Here is an 18,233-nt window from a genome sequence, read left to right on the forward strand (position 1 = left end):
AGTAACTTATGAGCAACAAAGGGCAACTTCTACAAGACCCGTTTCTGAACGCCTTGCGTAAGGAGCATGTTCCCGTCTCGATCTATCTGGTCAACGGTATCAAGCTGCAGGGAAACATCGAGTCGTTCGACCAGTATGTCGTCCTGCTGCGCAACACGGTCACCCAAATGGTTTACAAGCATGCCATTTCGACGGTCGTACCTGCGCGTCCGGTGAATTTCCATCCGGAAGCCGAGCAGTCCTGATTCAGGCTCGCCCGACCGGGAGTCTCCGGCCGGGCGAATTTCTCTTCCCCACCGCCCGCTCTTGTCCAACAGTCCCAATTCCCAATCCCAGCGTAGCTTGACCATCAACGCCGCGCTCGTCGGCATCGATTTCGGCAAACTCGATTTCGAAGCCAGTCTCCAAGAACTCGACCTTCTGACGCAATCCGCAGGCGCCAAGCCTGTCGTGACTATTACTGGCCGTCGCCACAGCCCGGACGCAAAGCTGTTTATCGGCAGCGGCAAGGCAGAAGAATTGCGCGACGCTATCGCCGAGTACGACGTCGAACTAGTGATTTTCAATCACGCACTGACGCCGGGTCAGCAGCGTAACCTCGAACACCTGCTCCAACGCCGCGTGGTGGACCGCACCAGCCTGATCCTCGACATCTTCGCCCAACGTGCGAAGAGTCACGAAGGCAAGCTGCAGGTCGAGCTGGCGCAGTTGCAGTACCTGTCCACGCGCCTCGTGCGCGCCTGGACTCACCTTGAACGTCAGAAGGGGGGTATCGGTCTGCGTGGGCCGGGTGAAACGCAGTTGGAAACCGACCGTCGTTTGCTGGGTGAACGTGTGAAGTCGCTCAAAGTGCGGCTCGAGAAGCTGCAGCGTCAGCACGATACGCAGCGTCGTGCGCGTCAGCGTAGCGGCACGATGTCGATTTCGCTCGTCGGCTATACCAACGCGGGCAAATCCACGCTGTTCAATTCGATGACGAAGGCCAATGCCTACGCCGCTGATCAGCTGTTTGCCACGCTCGATACGACCTCGCGGCGTGTTTATCTTGGCGATGTCGGGAACATCGTGCTGTCTGATACTGTCGGATTCATCCGCGAGTTGCCTCACCAGTTGGTGGCGGCATTCCGGGCGACGCTTGAGGAGACGGTGCACGCCGACATGCTGCTGCATGTGGTGGACGCGTCGAGTCAGGTGCGCAAGGAGCAGATGGCGGAGGTCAATGCCGTGCTGGCGGAGATCGACGCGGCCGATATCCCGCAGATTCTCGTCTGGAACAAGATCGACGCGGTGCCGGAACTGGCCGCACAAGGGCCGAGAATCGAACGGGACGAGGCCGGGCGCATTACGCGAGTCTTTTTGAGCGCGCGTACCGGTCAGGGCCTGGACCTGCTGCGCGAGGCCATCAGCGAGGCGGTTGTGGCTGGCACTGGTGGGTTACAATCGCAGCACGAAGCGCCCGATGTCCGGCTCATCGACCGTTGGGACGATGTGCCGCGCGCAGAAGACAGATAACACGAGACGTCGCACCGTGATGGGCGCGTTGCCACGGGGAACACCGGCAGCACGTCCCGACTCGGGTGACGAACTGGCAAGAGACTAGACGGAGGCCGGGTAAGGCCGCCGATCGGCAAACCAGATTCGGGAAACACGCGCGAACCGGCAGCATGCGCGCTCCGATATGAGGCGCGCCGGTCGCAACGCCCAACCCGCTTCAGTCACCACGCTTCTACCTATGCTTCCAAGAGCTTTGATGCGACGAGTTGGCTTGATTTTCTCCCTGAACGACCCGCGCTGGGGCCGGGACGGCGGTGGCGATTCGCCGTCCGGCAATCAGGAGCCGAACCGCCCCGATCGTGCGAACAATCCGAATTCGCAGGATCAGAAGGAGCCGCAGCGCGGACCGCAAGGACCGCAGCAGGATGGCCCTCCCGATCTCGACGAACTGTGGCGCGATTTCAATCGCCGTCTGAACCGTATCTTCGGCCGTAAGAACGGTGGAGGCGGTAACAATGGCGGCTCGAACAATTTCTCCGGTGGCTCGCGTGGCTCGGGTATCGGCGTGGGCGTTGTCGTCGCGCTGGCATTCCTGATCTGGCTGGCCACGGGTGTTTTCATCGTCCAGGAAGGTCAGGTCGGTGTCGTCACCCAGTTCGGCAAGTACAAGTACACGACCACCTCGGGTATTCAATGGCGTTTGCCTTACCCGTTCCAGTCGGTCGAGATCGTCAACATGTCGCAGATCCGATCGGTGGAAATTGGCCGCTCGAACACGATTCGCGATACGGATCTGAAGGATTCGTCGATGCTCACGGGCGACGAGAACATCATCGATGTTCGCTTCGCCGTGCAGTACCGCATCAAGGACGCGACCGAATTCCTGTTCAATAACGTGGACGCCGAATCGTCGGTGAATCTGGCGGCGCAGACGGCCGTGCGCGAGATCGTCGGCAAGAGCAAGATGGACTTCGTGCTCTACGCCGGTCGCGAAGAAATCGCGAACGAGCTCGTCACGTCGATCCAGCGCATTCTGGATAGCTACAAAACGGGCATTCTCGTCACGAGCGTGACCATGCAAAGCGTTCAGCCGCCCGAGCAGGTGCAGGCAGCGTTCGACGACGCCGTGAAGGCCGGGCAGGATCTCGAACGCGCGAAGAACGAAGCGCAAGCCTATGCCAACGACGTGATTCCGCGTGCCAAGGGTACGGCATCGCGTCTGACGGAAGAGGCGGCGGGTTACAAGGCGCGCGTCGTGTCACAGGCGCAAGGCGATGCCGATCGCTTCAAGTCGGTGCAGGAGGCCTACGCCAAGGCGCCGGGTGTGATCCGCGAACGTATGTATCTCGATACGATGCAGCAGATCTACTCGCGCACCACGAAGATCATGGTGGATTCGAAGAACAACAGCCTGTTGTATCTGCCGTTGGACAAGATCATGGAGCGTTCGCGTAGCGACGCATCGACCCCGGCACCGGCGTCTGGTGCAGGCACGGGGGCTGCGGCAGGTGCGCCTGCCGCGAGCGACAGCAGTGATGTCGACCATGATCGATCGCGTGCGGCACTGCGCAACCGCGACCGCGATTCACGCTAAGGGGATAAGCGCATGAACCGTATTGGAACCGTTATCGTCGCGCTGATCGTTTTGCTGATCGTGCTCGCCTCGACCATGTTCGTGGTGGACCAGCGCCGTTATGCCGTGGTGTTCTCGCTTGGCGAGATCAAGGATGTCTACAACCAGCCCGGACTGAAATTCAAGTTGCCGCCACCGCTCCAGACTGTGCTGTATCTGGACAAGCGCATCATGACCATTGACAACCCGGAGCCTGAGCGCTTCATCACGGCCGAGAAGAAAAACCTGATCGTCGACTCGTATGTGAAGTGGCGCATCATCGACCCGCGCAAGTTCTATGTGAGCTTCAAGGGCGACAACCGCCTCGCACAGGACCGTCTGACGCAGCAGATTCGCTCGGCGTTGCAGGAAGCGTTCACTAAGCGCACCGTGACCGAAGTGGTCTCGACGCAGCGTGATCAGGTCATGCAATGGGTGAAGCAGAAGGTGGGCGACGAAGCCGCGCAAGTCGGTATCGAGATTGTCGACGTGCGCATGCGCCGAGTGGACCTGGCAGCCGGTATCAGCGATTCGGTGTATAGCCGGATGGCTGCTGAGCGTAAGCGCGTGGCGAACGAACTGCGTTCGACGGGCGCGGCCGAAGCCGAGCAGATTCGTGCCGACGCCGATCGTCAACGTGATGTGGTGGTCGCCGAGGCATATGCCAAGGCACAGCAGGTCAAGGGTGAGGGCGACGCCGTTGCCGCGGGTATCTACGCTCAGGCGTTTGGCCGCGATCCGCAGTTTGCCCAGTTCTATCAGAGCCTCGAAGCGTACAAGGCGACCTTCCGCGACAAGAAAGACGTCATCATCGCCGACCCGAACAGCGACTTCTTCCGATTTATGCGTGGTTCCGGTGGTGCTGGCGCGTCAGCCGGAAAAGCGGGAAAATAGCCCCTCTGACATCCGAGTAGCTGCCACCGCCCGCGTCAACGCGGGCGGTGGCGTTTTGGCCGAGCCCTCCTGTGACCAGCAGCACGATAATTCTCGCTTTCGCCCTCATGCTGATCGTGGAGGGATTGTTTCCGTTTGCCGCGCCGGAACGGTGGCGGCAAAGTTTTCGTAAAATAACGGAAATGCCGTCCGGCCAGATTCGCTTCTTCGGCCTGGCCGCCGTCCTGCTGGGGCTGATTCTGATGCTGCTGGCCGATTACTAAATGGCGCTTTCACGCGCCGTCTGAATTCCGAAATACCCATGCCGAACTGGCTACTTCCCGAAAATATCGCCGACGTGCTGCCGTCCGAGGCGCGCAAGATCGAAGATCTGCGCCGACTGATGCTCGATCGTTTCCGTACGTACGGCTATGAGCTCGTCATGCCGCCGATGCTCGAGTATGTCGAGTCGCTGCTGACCGGCACCGGCCACGACCTCGACCTGCGCACGTTCAAGCTCGTCGATCAGCTCTCGGGGCGCACGATGGGCTTGCGCGCCGACATCACCCCGCAGATCGCCCGTATCGACGCCCACTTGCTCAACCGCAAGGGCGTGACGCGTCTGTGCTATGCCGGCAGCGTGCTGTTCACCCGTCCGCGTAATTTGCTGGCGACCCGTGAGCCGTTCCAGATCGGCGCCGAAATCTTCGGTCATAGCGGTCTCGAAGCGGATCTCGAAATCCAGGAATTGCTGCTGTTCTGCCTGCAACTCGCCGGCCTGAAGCAGATTCGTATCGATCTTTGCCACGCCGGCGTGCTTGAGGCGCTGCTGGAAGGCGTGCCGGCTGCCGAAGCCATCGAAAGTCAGTTGTTCGGTGCACTGGCGACGAAGGACGTGCCTCAGTTGCAGGAATTGACGCGCGAACTGCCGACGCACGTGCGCGATGCTTTGCTGAGTCTGACCACGTTGTACGGCGACCCGGCGGATACGCTGGAGCGTGCCCGCAAGGTCCTGCCGGATCTTCCGGGCGTGAAGGCCGCGCTGGACGATCTGGCTTATCTGGCAGCGTCGCAAAGTAAGGACGGTCCGGCCGTGCTGTCGATCGATCTGGCGGACTTGCGTGGCTATCAGTACCACAGCGGCGTGATGTTCGCGGCGTACGTCGACGGCATTCCCAACGCGATTGCGCGCGGCGGGCGCTACGACAAGGTGGGGCAGGCGTTCGGGCGCGACCGTCCTGCGACCGGTTTTTCGCTCGATTTGCGTGAGTTGGCGGCAATTTCGCCGGTGGAAGCGCGCAGTAACGCGATTTTGGCCCCGGCCGACGATGTGCCGGGCCTGCGCGTCAAGATCGACAGCCTGCGCGACGCGGGCGAGGTCGTGATCCGCATGCTGCCGGGGCACGATCAGGATTTCGAGGAGTTCACGGGAGACCGCGTACTTGTCGAGAAAAATGGCCAGTGGGTTGTGACGCCCCGGTGAATTCGCTGAAAAAAGCGGCACCCCCCTGCGCCAACACGGGTAGAATACGTTTTTAACCAAACCAACTATTGTTATGTCCGGCAATGCTTTGAATCAGGGACGCAACGTCGTCGTTATCGGAACCCAATGGGGCGACGAAGGTAAGGGTAAGGTCGTCGACTGGCTGACCGATCACGCGCAAGGCGTGGTGCGTTTCCAGGGCGGCCACAATGCCGGACATACGCTCATCATCGGTGGCAAGAAGACGATCCTGCGCCTGATCCCGTCGGGCATCATGCACAAGGAAGTCACGTGCTACATCGGTAACGGTGTGGTGCTCTCGCCCGAAGCCCTGTTCAAGGAAATCGAAGAGCTTGAAAGCGCTGGCCTGAACGTTTGCGGCCGTCTGCGCATTTCCGAAGCCTGTACCTTGATTCTCCCGTACCACGTTGCCATCGACCAGGCGCGCGAAGCACGTCGCGGCGCGGGCAAGATCGGTACGACCGGTCGTGGCATTGGCCCGGCCTACGAAGACAAGGTCGGCCGCCGTGCACTGCGCGTGCAGGATCTGTTCGATCCGAAGGCGTTCGCCGAACGTCTGCGCGAAAACCTCGACTATCACAACTTCGTTCTGACGCAGTACTTGGGCGCGTCGGCTGTCGACTTCCAGGAAACGCTGGACAAGATGCTCAGCTACGCTGAACGCCTGCGCCCGATGATCGCCGACGTGTCGCAAGAGCTTTACGCCGTCAATCGCGAAGGCAAGAAGCTGCTGTTCGAAGGTGCGCAAGGCACGCTGCTCGATATCGATCACGGCACGTATCCGTTCGTCACCAGCAGCAACTGCGTGGCAGGTGCTGCTTCGGCTGGCGCGGGTGTCGGTCCGCAACAACTCCACTATGTGCTCGGCATCACCAAGGCGTATTGCACGCGTGTTGGCGCCGGTCCGTTCCCGAGCGAACTGTACGACGCGGATAACCCCGCCCGTCAGGAAGCCATTGGTCTGCAACTTGCGACGGTGGGTAAGGAATTCGGTTCGGTCACGGGCCGTCCGCGCCGCACGGGCTGGATGGATGCTGCGGCGCTAAAGCGTTCGATTCAGATCAACGGTGTGACCGGTTTGTGCATGACGAAGCTCGACGTGCTCGACGGTCTCGAAACGGTGCGTCTGTGCGTCGGTTACAAGATCGACGGCAAGGCGATCGACATTCTGCCGCGCGGCGCAGTGGACGTGGCCCGCTGCGAGCCGGTCTACGAAGATTTCCCGGGTTGGACGCAGAGTACCGTTGGCGTGACGTCGTGGGATCAACTGCCGGTTCAGGCGCAGAACTATCTGAAGCGTATCGAAGAAGTGAGCGGTATTCCGATCGATATGGTGTCGACCGGCCCGGATCGTGACGAAACGATCCTGCTGCGCCACCCCTTCAAGAACTGAAAACAGCGCGACAAGCAAGACACACCATGAATCTGCCCCAAAACGACGATAAGAACCTCTGGGTCTCGTGGGACGAATATCATCGACTGATCGAGCGCCTGGCACTCAAAGTCCATGAGTCCAACTGGAAGTTCGACAAGATCCTGTGTCTGGCCCGTGGCGGCTTGCGTGTGGGCGACCAGCTCGCACGCATTTACGACGTGCCGCTTGCGATCCTGGCGACGAGTTCGTATCGCGAAGCCGAAGGCACCATTCGCGGCGACCTCGATATCGCTCAGTACATCACCATCACGCGCGGCGAGCTGGAAGGCCGTGTGCTGCTGGTCGACGATCTGGTCGATTCGGGTGTGACGCTGGAGCGCGTCGGCAAGCACCTGAAGGAGCGTTTCACGAAGGTGACGGACGTGCGCTCGGCTGTGCTGTGGCATAAGGCCTGTTCGAAGGTGGCGCCGGATTACGCGGTCGATTTCCTGCCGACGAATCCGTGGATTCACCAGCCGTTTGAAGAGTACGACACGCTGCGTCCGCACAATCTGGCGGCTTGGATCAAGCGCGGCACCTAAGTCGTTCCGACGCATCTGGCGCACCCTGAGGTGACGCCCCGCCCGAGGGAGACTTCGGGCGACACAGGCGGTGACATCGAAAGATGCACCGCCTGTTTTGTTTGGATCGCTGTATTCGCAGTTGGTCCACCTTTGTTCCGTCTTGATCCTCAGCTCCACCCCCCCCACCTCAGGCGCAATTAGCGGGCAATTCCCCCTTTGATTGCCGCTTGTGTCCGTTTCGCCCTGTGTTCTGATGGGGCTCTCACCATCCCTTGCAGGGTTTTTCTCGCCGTCTTGCCATGATCAGGTTGTTTTGCCTCTTTCCCGCAACGTGCGCGATAGTGCTTGCAGGCCTACTGGCCTCGGTGAGCCCGTCGAGTCTCGCGGCGTCTGCTGTGGCGGGCGTCCACACGGCAAGCGGGCTTCGATATGTCTACGTCACCAATCAGACGTCGATGGCGAAGGCCAAGCTGGCCGCGTTGAACCGATGCAGAACCCAACTCGCATCGGGAAGTCGAGGAGGGCGATGCGAAGTCCTGATGGCGGGCAATGGACCGGCATACTGGGCCGTGGTGCATGCCAGCAATGGGGAAATTGGGGTGGCGCTGGGCGACGCGCAGGATTCTGCGTTGCAGGATGCCTTTGTCGTTTGCCAGCGAGGTGGACAATGCTCGACGGACGGCGCGCAAGTGTGGTTCGACAGCGGTCAGCGTCCTGGGAAGCGCTTGCCGCCACCGCAGGCTCTTCAGGCCGTCCCGGCTCAGTGTCGGATACCCACTGGGCAGGTGGTCCGCATGCGCACCCAATGTGTCAATGGTGAGTGCACGCGAACGTATGAGAACGGCTGCACCATTCGCTTTCAGGCCGCGCGCTGCCTCGATAAGGAGACGCACAGCTATACGTGGCGGCCGAACGGTTGCGACGACGATAGCTGAGGGCTGAGGGCCGACGCCCGTCAGCCCTCAGCCCTCATGTGATGTAAGGCGTCAGCTCGCCGACATTCCGCTGTGGCGCAGCAATGCATCGACTTGCGGTGCGCGCCCTCGGAATGCGATGAACGACTCCATCGCCTCGCGACTACCGCCTACGGCGAGAATCTCGTCGCGATAGCGTGCCCCGGTCGCAGTATCCAGCACCGTGCCACTCACCTTGGCCGCTTCCTCGAAAGCGGCATAGGCGTCGGCCGAGAGCACTTCAGCCCACTTGTAGCTGTAATAGCCTGCCGCATATCCGCCCGCGAAGATATGGCTGAATGTGTTCGGCCAGCGCGAGAAATCCACTTGCGGGGTGACGTGCAGACGATCGTTGATGCGTCGCGACACTTCAAGCACCGACTCCGGGCCACGCGGATCGAAGTCGTAGTGCAGATGCATGTCAAAGTCCGAGAACACCAGTTGGCGCAGCATCATCAGGCCGCTCTGGAAATTGCGTGCGGCGATCATCTTGTCGAACAGCGAGCGCGGCAGGGCGGCTCCCGTATCGACATGCGCTGTCATGTGCTCAAGGACGTCCCACTCCCAGCAGAAGTTCTCCATGAACTGCGACGGCAATTCCACAGCGTCCCATTCGACGCCATTGATGCCAGCAACACCGGCATCTTCGACTTGCGTCAGCATGTGATGCAGGCCGTGACCGAACTCGTGGAACAATGTGATGACATCGTCGTGCGGCAGCAGGGCGGGCTTTTCTCCGACTGGGGCGGGGAAGTTGCAGACGAGGTAGGCGACCGGGGTTTGCAGTCCGCCGTCGTGCAGACGCTTGCGCGTGCGCGCGCTATCCATCCATGCACCGCCGCGTTTGCCTTCGCGGGCAAACAGATCCATGTAGAACTGCGCGACCAGTTCGCCATTGCGTTCGATGCGGAAGAAGCGCACGTCGGGATGCCACGTCTCAGCCTCTTGCGGACGAATCGTCACATCAAATAATGTGCCTGCAACACGGAACAAGCCGTCGAGTACCTTCGGGAGCGGGAAATACTGACGCACTTCCGTTTCGGAAAAAGCGTACCGTTGCTGGCGCAGCTTTTCAGATGCGTATGCTGTATCCCAGGGCTGCAACTTGTCGATGCCGAGCGACTCGGCCGCAAACGCTTGAAGCTCTTCCCAGTCATTCTCAGCATACGGACGGGCACGGCGCGCAAGGTCTTCGAGGAATTCGAGCACTTGCGCGGGCGATTCGGCCATCTTCGGCTCGAGTGAGACTTCTGCGTAGTTCTTGAAGCCCAGCATTTGCGCTTCTTCTCGGCGCAGCGCGAGTTGCTCCACGACGATACCGGTATTGTCCCAAGCCGCGTCGCCATCGCCGAACTTCGGTCCGAGTTCGGATGCGCGTGTCACGTTCGCCCGATATAGTTTTTCGCGTAGTGCGCGATTGTCGGCGTACTGGAGCACGGGGAAATACGACGGGAAGTGCAGCGTGAACTTCCAGCCTTCCACGCCATCGCGATCGGCAGCGGCGCGTGCGGCCGCCTTGTCGTCGTCAGGCAGACCCGCGATCTCCGTTTCATCGGTCACGACGAGGGAGAACTTGTTGGTCGCATCAAGGACGTGATCGGAGAAGCTCTTCGCGAGACTGGCCTGTTCTTCCTGAATCTCGGCAAATCGCGGCTTCTGATCTTCGGGGAGTTCTGCGCCGCCCAGGCGGAAGCCGCGCATTTCGTTGTCGAGGATCTTCTTGCGAGCGGTCGATAGTCCGGCAAACTCCGGTCCAGCGGCAATGGCCTTGTACTTGTCGAACAGCGCGAGATTCTGGCCGACACTGGCTGAAAACTCGGTGACACGGGGCAGGTTTTCGCTATAGGCGGCGCGCAATTCCGGGGTGTCGGCGACTGCGTTCAGGTGTCCGATGATTTCCCAGGCGCGTCCAAGGCCTTCCGTGCCGTCTTCGACAGCGTCGAGGATATTGGCCCATGTCGCCGGTGTTGCGGGGTCGGCTGCGCGATCGACGGCCGCACGCGCCTGCTCCAGTAGCACGTCGACGGCCGGCGTCACATGCTCGGGGCGAATTTCGGAAAAACGGGGGAGTCCCTCGATGTCGAGAAGAGGATTGCTTTTCGGCGTATTCATGCGTTCGTTATCCACTTGAAGGGGCTTACGAAGAGTGTGGGGGCAACCTGTCGAATTTTCCAGTCGTTTTTTTCAACTGATGTCATTGATGTCGCCAACCGGGTGTTGTCCGCGAAGCCTTGGTGGGATTGACTTGGCGGCGTTTTGCGAAGGCCGTGCGTCGGTGTGAGGATCTGTTTTGTTACTCGGTGCAGACCGGGTTTTCGGGGGATTCCGATGTACCGCTTGGGTATTTCTCATCGGGCCCGCGTGGCGTGTGGCCCATGAATGAAGAGGGCGCGTACGACCTTTCGGCCGTGCGCGCCCCATAAGGCGTTGCTGCGGAAAGAACCGTTGCTTCTGGTCAACGTTCCAATTGGCGATCAGCCAAGCGCACGCTCCGCCGCTTCGATCGTGTTGACCAGCAACATGGTAATGGTCATCGGGCCCACCCCGCCGGGCACCGGTGTGATGAAGCCAGCGACTTCCTTGACGCCGTGGAAATCGACGTCGCCACAGAGCTTGCCTTCGTCGTCACGATTCATGCCGACGTCGATCACCGCAGCACCCGGCTTGACCATATCGGCAGTGACGATATTGCGCTTGCCCACTGCGGCAACGATCACGTCGGCATTGCGCGTGTGCGCCGCCAGATCACGCGTCTTGCTGTTGCAGATGGTGACGGTGGCACCAGCCTGAAGCAGCATCATGGCCATGGGTTTGCCGACGATGTTCGACGCACCGATCACGACAGCGACAGCGCCACGCAGCGGGAACGCCACGGATTCGAGCATCTTCATGCAGCCGTAAGGGGTGCAGGGACGGAACAGCGGTGCGCCCGTCATGAGCGCCCCGGCGTTCGAGACGTGGAAGCCGTCGACATCCTTTTCCGGCGCAATGGCTTCGAGCACCTTGTGGCTGTCGATGTGCTTCGGCAGCGGCAGTTGCACGAGAATGCCGTTGATCTTCGGATCGCGATTCAGCTCATCGATTCGTGCAAGCAAATCGCTCTCGGTCAGATCCGCCGGGTACCGATCGAGCGACGAATACAGGCCATTGTCTTCGCAAGCCTTAACCTTGTTGCGTACGTAGACCTGGCTGGCCGGATCCTCGCCGACCAGAACCACGGCGAGGCCGGGTTGATGGCCGCGGGCGGTGAGTGCGGCGGCGCGCGTGGCGACTTCGGCACGAATACGTTTGGCGAGGGCGTTGCCGTCGATGAGGGTGGCGGTCATGATGCGTGGATATCGTATGAAGGAAGGGGGCTGGCCCAAGGGGCCGTATACGGCGACGCGGGTCGGGCGGACGACGAGCGCATAGGCCGTATTATACCGGCGCGCTGGGGCTCACGGGAGTGGGGCGCACGGCGTAACGCGTTAACGTCAGCGTTAGTCAGCGCTAGTCAGCGCTAGCGAAAGCGCCGTTGGCGAGGGGAAGGAAGGGCGTAACCCGAGGGGCGCGACCGGTGGTCGGTCGTCGGAGGGGCCCGGTGGGGCACCGAGCTTGGCATCAGCACAGTGCTCGAAGGCTCGATACCCTGCACCCTAAGGTGCAGGGCGATCCAGTTTATCGCTTGGACAGTGCCAGGCGGAGTAGATCGGCAACGGTGTTAACGTTGAGCTTCTCCATGATGTTGGCGCGGTGCGCTTCGACCGTCTTGATGCTGATGCCCAGATCGTCGGCAATCTGTTTGTTCAGGCGGCCGGCGATGATGCGCTCGAGCACCTGGTGCTCTCGGCTCGTCAGCTTCCTGAGCAGTTCTTCCGCAGCTTGCTGTTCTCGATGGCGGCCAGCCTCCTCGCGAGCGGTTCTCAGCATGTTTTCGACCTGCTTGCGCAGCTCGCCCTCGTCGAACGGCTTTTCGATGAAGTCCGTAGCACCTTTCTTCATCGTTTCGACAGCCATCGGCACGTCGCCGTGGCCCGTCACGAAGATGATCGGCAGGTTGATCCCGCGCTCGATCAGGGCGTCCTGAAGCTCCAGTCCGCTCATGCCCGGCATGCGGACGTCGAGAATCAGGCAGCCAATCAGGTTGTTCGGGCGGTTGCTTTGCGTAACGTCTGCGCAAAACTGCAGAAAATCGTCTGCACTGCCAAACCCTCGTACGTGATATCCATTGGCTTCAAGAAGCCAGCGAAGCGAGTCGCGGACAGCTTCGTCGTCATCGACAACAAAGACGGTTTCTTGATCGGTACTGATATTGGGTGTCGTCATAGTCCTCCCCCGGATCCGGATGTCGTATCGCTTTCTAACGGTAACAGAATACAAAAAGTACAACCATTCCGCACGCCGTCGATTTCATTGTTTTCTACCCACAGACGGCCGTGGTGCGATTCGATGATCGAACGGCAGATGTTCAGGCCCATGCCCATGCCGTCCGACTTGGTACTAAAGAACGGTTCAAACAATCGTTCGATAGTCGCTTCGTCAACCCCAGGCCCGTGATCGGACACCTGGAATTCAACAGATTTATCCCGCCGTTCCACATGCAAACGCACCGTCGGGTCGCGTCGCTGCCCCGGCGGGGGCGTGTAGCCGTGCATCGCTTCGGCGGCGTTCTTCAGAAGGTTCATGAGGACCTGCTCGATCAACACCGGGTCGACGTTGATCTGTGGCAGTCCTGCCGGTAGCTCTGTGACGATACGGATACGACGCTTACGCGCTTCGATCTCTGCGAGGCCGACGGCGTCCGCCACGATCTCATAAATGGATGACGGTTGTCGCTTCGGCTCGCTCCGTTTCACGAAGGCGCGAATCCGCTTGATGATCATCCCGGCACGCACCGCCTGCTGAGACGTCTTTTCCAGCGCCGGTAGCAGTGTTTCAGGGGACGTGCGGCCAGCACGCACGAGGGCGGCCGTGCCCATACAGTAGTTGTTGATGGCTGCGAGCGGCTGATTCAGCTCGTGAGCCAGCGACGATGCCATTTCACCCATCGTCGTCAGGCGGCCGGTGAATTGCAGGCGTTCTTCTTCCTGGCGGGCCAGCTCTTCTGCATGACGGCGAGCCGTAATATCCGTCGCCACTTGCAATTGCGCAAGGTGGCCGTCCACCCACTGAATGTACTGACGTCGGACTTCAAACCATTTCTGGTGCGTTGGCAGGTAAATTTCCTGTGTTTCTGCCGCCGTGTCGGTCAGCGACGCCGCGGGCAGTCCGGCAAAAGCATCGACCATGTCGATGTGGTCGAGCGACGTCGGTGACAATTCGCCCCCGCCCGACAGTTCGAGGTGGCCTTCGGGGCGCGTGCCGAACAGTTGCCGGTAATAGCGGTTGGCGAAGAGTAACTCTGCCTTGTCGACGGCCAGCACCGATACCGAGGCATCAAGGCTTTCGAGCACCGTCGTGAACCGTTCGTGCGCAGCGGCGAGTTCTTCGCGGGCGCGTTTGGGCTCGCTGATGTCGGTCAACGAGGACATCCAACCGGTCTGGCGGCCGTGGGCATCGACCAGCGGCGAAACGAACATACGCGCGTAAAAAATCGTGCCGTCCTTGCGCTGCACCCGAATTTCGAAACCGTGCGACGGAGCTTTGCCACGCAGCGTCATATCGATGCGGCGCTGCATTTCGTGGATATCGTCCTTCGGCCAGTACGGGTAGGGCGGCGCACGGTTCATGAGATCTGGCTCGTCCCAGCCCGTCATCCGACAAAACGCGGGATTCACATAGGTGATATGGCCTTGCAGGTCGAGGACTCGCATACCGATCACGATGGAGTTCTCCATCGCCCGGCGGAACGACGTCTCATTAAACAGCGCTTGCTGTGCTTCGAATCGCTGGCGCGTGTGACGCCATAAACTCCAGAGACTCCAGAGCACGAAGCAGGACAACCCGGCGATCAGCCAGACGAGCGTGTTGTTGACGAAGTTGCCGACCGCCGGATACGAGTAGATGCGCACAGCAAGACTGTGGCCGGGCGGATCGAGCAACAATTCGTACGACACGTCGCGTGGCAACGGTGGTCGCGTGGACGTCGTCGCCAATTCGTTGTTGTGCGTGTCGATGAACGACACCTTGAACTTGTCGCCGAGTTCCTGGGGCAACTCGTGAATCAGCAGACCCTCGACCGAATACACCGCGCTGATCGTGCCGAGGAACTCGCGCTCGCGCAGTACGGGCACCTGAACGACGATGTAGCTGGCCCCCGAGGCGTCGTAGATCAGCGTGGAGTAGGCGGAGCGCCGCGAGTCGCGCGCCGCGCGAAACGCCACTAACAGCTCGTCCTCCATCGGATGCTGGGCCGAGCCTTGTAACCGGGAAGCGAACGGGGAGTCCGCCGGAACGGCCCACTTCGGCCGTTGCGATGCATCGAGCCAGTTCATGAAGACGATGTCTGCATGATTTTGCATCAGCTCGCTTGCCGTGTTCTGGAAGTGCGCCACGTCCTGCGGTTTGGCCGCCGTATCGCGCGCAAGGGAACTGATCTGGTCCTGAATGGCCAGCATATTGAGGCGGATCTGCTGCTGCGCCCACGCGACGTTTCGATAAAGCGTGTCCTGCTGCTGTTCCGTTTCGCGACGGTTCAGGCTCCACAGAATCAAACTCATCACCACCAGGAAGATCACAATGGAGACGAGCGGAACCAGCAAGTAGTAGTGCGACTCCGCAAACCCCTGCAACCAACGGTTGGAGCGGGCTGGCGTAGTAGCGGACCGGGACGGCGGGGATGAGTTTGCGAGGCGTGGCGAAAGCATGCCGAGATTGTAGCGCAGGCCGACCGGTTTCCCGCTGTCCGAGTCTGTCAGGTACTGCTTTTCGGAAGCGTCCGATCTTTTTGGTAAGACGGCTGCTTAATTCGCCCGCGAGACCGATCGGTACACCCAAAATCGTGATCTGATGGTGTCGGCAACCCATTGATTTTATGTGCAGTGCAGCAGATTTTCGCATTATGAAAATTGCTATCGTAATCTGAAATTTCGCTTGCGAAGGCGGGAATAACCTTCGTACAATGCCCCGGTAAAAATGCCGGTAGGCCCGTCCATGAAGCGGGTTACGACCATTACGCCAACCCGCTAACGACAGACAAGGAGACACCATGTCCGCCGTACCTGAAGAAGCCCTGAAGATCGTATCCCCTGCGGACGCCGATCCCCAAGAAACGCAAGAATGGCTGGCCTCGCTCGAAGGCGTGCTGGCTGCCGAAGGCCCGGAGCGCGCGCACTACCTGCTCGAAAAGCTGATCGAATTCGCCCGCATCAACGGCGAGCATCTGCCTTTCTCGGCAAATACCCCCTACATCAACACCATCCCCGTCGACCAGCAGGCCCGTATTCCGGGCGATCAGGACATCGAGCACAAGATCCGCTCGTACACTCGCTGGAATGCGATCGCGATGGTGCTGCGTGCCGGTAAGGACACGAACGTCGGCGGCCACATCGCCTCGTTCGCCTCGGCCGCGACCCTCTACGACGTCGGTTTCAACCACTTCTGGCACGCTCCGTCCGACAAGCACGGTGGCGATCTGGTCTTCGTGCAGGGCCACTCGTCGCCGGGTGTGTACAGCCGCGCGTTCCTGCTGGGTCGTCTGGAAATGACGCAGCTCGAGAACTTCCGTCAGGAAGTGGACGGCGGCGGTCTGTCGTCGTACCCGCACCCGTGGCTGATGCCCGACTTCTGGCAATTCCCGACGGTCTCGATGGGTTTGGGCCCGATCATGGCGATCTATCAGGCTCGCTTCATGAAGTACCTCGAGTCGCGCAACATCGTGAAGACCGAAGGCCGCAAGGTCTGGGCATTCCTCGGCGACGGTGAGACGGACGAGCCGGAATCGCTGGGTGCGATCGGCATGGCCGGTCGTGAGCAGCTCGACAACCTCGTGTTCGTGATCAACTGCAACCTGCAGCGCCTGGACGGCCCGGTGCGAGGTAACGGCAAGATCATCCAGGAACTCGAATCGGAATTCCGTGGTGCTGGCTGGAACGTCATCAAGGTGGTCTGGGGCAGCCGTTGGGATTCGCTGCTTGCCCGCGACAAGCAGGGCTTGCTGATGAAGCGCATGATGGAGTGCGTGGACGGCGAATATCAGACGTACAAGTCGAAGGACGGCGCTTTCGTTCGTGAGAACTTCTTCAACACGCCGGCATTGAAGGCGATGGTTGCCGACTGGTCGGACGAGGATATCTGGGCGCTGAACCGTGGCGGCCACGATCCGCACAAGATCTACGCGGCCTATCACTCGGCCACGACGCACAAGGGTCAGCCGACCGTCATCCTGGCCAAGACCATCAAGGGCTATGGCATGGGCGAGGCCGGTCAGGCCATGAACATCACCCACCAGCAGAAGAAAATGCCGGTGGAGTCGCTCAAGAAGTTCCGCGACCAGTTCAAGCTGCCGATCTCGGACGATCAGATCGCCGATGTGCCGTACATCAAGTTCGAGGAAGGTTCGAAGGAACTGGAATACATGCGCGCTCGCCGCATGGAGCTGGGTGGCTACCTGCCGCAACGCCGCACCAAGGCCGCTTCGCTGCCGGTGCCGGCGCTGAACGCATTCGATGCACTGCTTAAGGCGACCGCCGAAGGCCGTGAGATTTCGACGACGATGGCGTTCGTGCGTATTCTCAATGTGCTGCTCAAGGACAAGGCGCTGGGTCAGCGCATCGTGCCGATCGTGCCGGACGAGTCACGCACGTTCGGTATGGAAGGCTTGTTCCGCCAGATCGGTATTTGGAGCCAGGTCGGCCAGCGCTACATCCCGCAAGATCAGGATCAACTGATGTTCTACAAGGAATCTGAGAGTGGTCAGATTCTGCAGGAAGGCATCAACGAAGCCGGCGGTATGTGTGACTGGATCGCTGCCGCAACGTCGTATTCGACGCATGGCGAGACGATGATCCCGTTCTACATCTTCTATTCGATGTTCGGTTTCCAGCGTATCGGCGATCTGGCATGGGCCGCTGGCGATATGCGCGCGCGCGGTTTCCTGGTGGGCGGTACGGCCGGTCGTACGACGCTTAACGGCGAAGGTCTCCAGCACGAAGACGGTCACTCGCTGCTGTGGGCGTCGTCGATTCCGAACTGCCTGCCGTACGATCCGACGTTCGCCTATGAACTCGCCGTGATCGTTCAGGACGGTCTGCGCCGTATGGTGCAGGATCAGGAAGACGTGTACTACTACCTCACCGTGATGAACGAAAACTACGCACACCCGGCGATGCCGGAAGGCGTGGAGAACGACATCCTGAAGGGCATGTACGCGTTCCGTCGTGGCACAGACGACAGCAAGGCACCGCGCGTGCAACTGCTGGGTTCGGGTACGATCTTTAACGAAGTGATCGCGGCTGCCGAAATGCTCAAGAACGACTGGGGCGTCGAATCGGATCTGTGGAGCTGCCCGAGCTTCACGGAACTGGCTCGCGAAGGCAACGACGTGGCACGTCACAATCTGCTGCACCCGACCGAGACGGCTCGCCTGTCGCACGTCGAGAAGTGCCTGAACGATACGCGTGGTCCGGTCATCGCATCGACCGACTACATTCGTACGTATGCTGATCAGATCCGTCCGTTCGTTCGTGGCCGTTATGTTGTGCTCGGTACCGACGGTTATGGCCGTTCGGACACGCGCGAAAAGCTGCGTCATTTCTTCGAGGTGGATCGTAACTGGGTCACGGTTGCTGCGCTCAAGGCGCTGGCCGACGAAGGTACGCTGCCGGCCAGCAAGGTTGCCGAGGCGATTGCCAAGTACAACCTGGATCCGAACAAACCCAACCCGATGACCGTCTAACGGCCGCTGCGTGCGGTGAGCGTGTCGGTCAGTTGCCCCCCAGCG

Annotated in this window: 13 protein-coding genes and 1 pseudogene; 10 read left to right on the plus strand and 4 right to left on the minus strand. The window is 60.4% G+C overall.

What is annotated here, in order from left to right; all coding sequences use genetic code 11:
* Positions 1–8 precede the first annotated feature (8 nt).
* The 9 genes and pseudogenes from hfq (at position 9) to PAN31117_RS13540 (ending at position 8,356) form a co-directional block, all read left to right on the plus strand.
* Positions 9–245, plus strand: coding sequence for an RNA chaperone Hfq (gene hfq, locus PAN31117_RS13500; protein ID WP_010807283.1), 237 nt, complete (start codon positions 9–11; stop codon positions 243–245).
* Positions 246–342: 97 nt separating this feature from the next.
* A pseudogene (gene hflX, locus PAN31117_RS13505) lies at positions 343–1,422 on the plus strand (GTPase HflX); the annotation flags it as partial.
* Between the two features lie 343 nt (positions 1,423–1,765).
* On the plus strand, positions 1,766–3,088 hold the full coding sequence (hflK, locus tag PAN31117_RS13510) for an FtsH protease activity modulator HflK (RefSeq protein WP_084009692.1): 1,323 nt from the start codon (positions 1,766–1,768) through the stop codon (positions 3,086–3,088).
* A gap of 12 nt (positions 3,089–3,100) precedes the next feature.
* Positions 3,101–4,000 carry a protease modulator HflC gene (hflC, locus tag PAN31117_RS13515; protein WP_039399063.1) on the plus strand — a complete coding sequence of 300 codons (900 nt, stop codon included), beginning with the start codon at positions 3,101–3,103 and terminating at the stop codon, positions 3,998–4,000.
* A gap of 71 nt (positions 4,001–4,071) precedes the next feature.
* Positions 4,072–4,263 carry a DUF2065 domain-containing protein gene (locus PAN31117_RS13520; RefSeq protein ID WP_052252941.1) on the plus strand — a complete coding sequence of 64 codons (192 nt, stop codon included), beginning with the start codon at positions 4,072–4,074 and terminating at the stop codon, positions 4,261–4,263.
* Positions 4,264–4,301: 38 nt separating this feature from the next.
* A complete protein-coding gene (locus tag PAN31117_RS13525) occupies positions 4,302–5,462 on the plus strand; it encodes an ATP phosphoribosyltransferase regulatory subunit (RefSeq protein ID WP_150738625.1) in 1,161 nt (386 codons plus the stop codon).
* A 73-nt stretch (positions 5,463–5,535) separates the two neighbouring features.
* Complete coding sequence (locus PAN31117_RS13530) at positions 5,536–6,876, plus strand: adenylosuccinate synthase (RefSeq protein ID WP_150738626.1); 1,341 nt, start codon at positions 5,536–5,538, stop codon at positions 6,874–6,876.
* Between the two features lie 26 nt (positions 6,877–6,902).
* Positions 6,903–7,439, plus strand: a complete 537-nt coding sequence (locus tag PAN31117_RS13535; RefSeq protein ID WP_046291611.1) for a phosphoribosyltransferase — start codon at positions 6,903–6,905, stop codon at positions 7,437–7,439.
* Between the two features lie 323 nt (positions 7,440–7,762).
* Positions 7,763–8,356 (plus strand): DUF4189 domain-containing protein, encoded by a 594-nt coding sequence (locus PAN31117_RS13540; RefSeq protein WP_174990949.1) that lies wholly within the window; start codon positions 7,763–7,765, stop codon positions 8,354–8,356.
* Between the two features lie 51 nt (positions 8,357–8,407).
* On the opposite strand, the gene PAN31117_RS13545 is transcribed toward PAN31117_RS13540, so the two are convergent.
* The 4 genes from PAN31117_RS13545 to PAN31117_RS13560 all read right to left on the minus strand — a co-directional run bounded on the left by PAN31117_RS13545 (position 8,408) and on the right by PAN31117_RS13560 (position 15,159).
* Positions 8,408–10,486, minus strand: a complete 2,079-nt coding sequence (locus tag PAN31117_RS13545; protein ID WP_150738628.1) for a M3 family metallopeptidase — start codon at positions 10,484–10,486, stop codon at positions 8,408–8,410.
* 362 nt (positions 10,487–10,848) lie between these two features.
* Complete coding sequence (folD, locus tag PAN31117_RS13550; RefSeq protein ID WP_150738629.1) at positions 10,849–11,700, minus strand: bifunctional methylenetetrahydrofolate dehydrogenase/methenyltetrahydrofolate cyclohydrolase FolD; 852 nt, start codon at positions 11,698–11,700, stop codon at positions 10,849–10,851.
* A gap of 331 nt (positions 11,701–12,031) precedes the next feature.
* Positions 12,032–12,679 carry a response regulator transcription factor gene (locus PAN31117_RS13555; protein WP_150738630.1) on the minus strand — a complete coding sequence of 216 codons (648 nt, stop codon included), beginning with the start codon at positions 12,677–12,679 and terminating at the stop codon, positions 12,032–12,034.
* Positions 12,676–15,159, minus strand: a complete 2,484-nt coding sequence (locus PAN31117_RS13560; protein WP_246189066.1) for a PAS domain-containing sensor histidine kinase — start codon at positions 15,157–15,159, stop codon at positions 12,676–12,678. Before PAN31117_RS13560 ends, PAN31117_RS13555 begins: the two co-directional genes overlap by 4 nt.
* Positions 15,160–15,500: 341 nt before the next feature.
* Between PAN31117_RS13560 and aceE the strand changes: the two genes are divergently transcribed.
* Entirely contained in the window at positions 15,501–18,188 is a 2,688-nt protein-coding gene (gene aceE / locus PAN31117_RS13565) for a pyruvate dehydrogenase (acetyl-transferring), homodimeric type (protein WP_150738631.1), read from the plus strand.
* The last annotated feature ends 45 nt before the right edge of the window (positions 18,189–18,233 follow it).

Source organism: Pandoraea anapnoica (genome assembly GCF_902459765.1).
GTDB classification, from domain to species: domain Bacteria; phylum Pseudomonadota; class Gammaproteobacteria; order Burkholderiales; family Burkholderiaceae; genus Pandoraea; species Pandoraea anapnoica.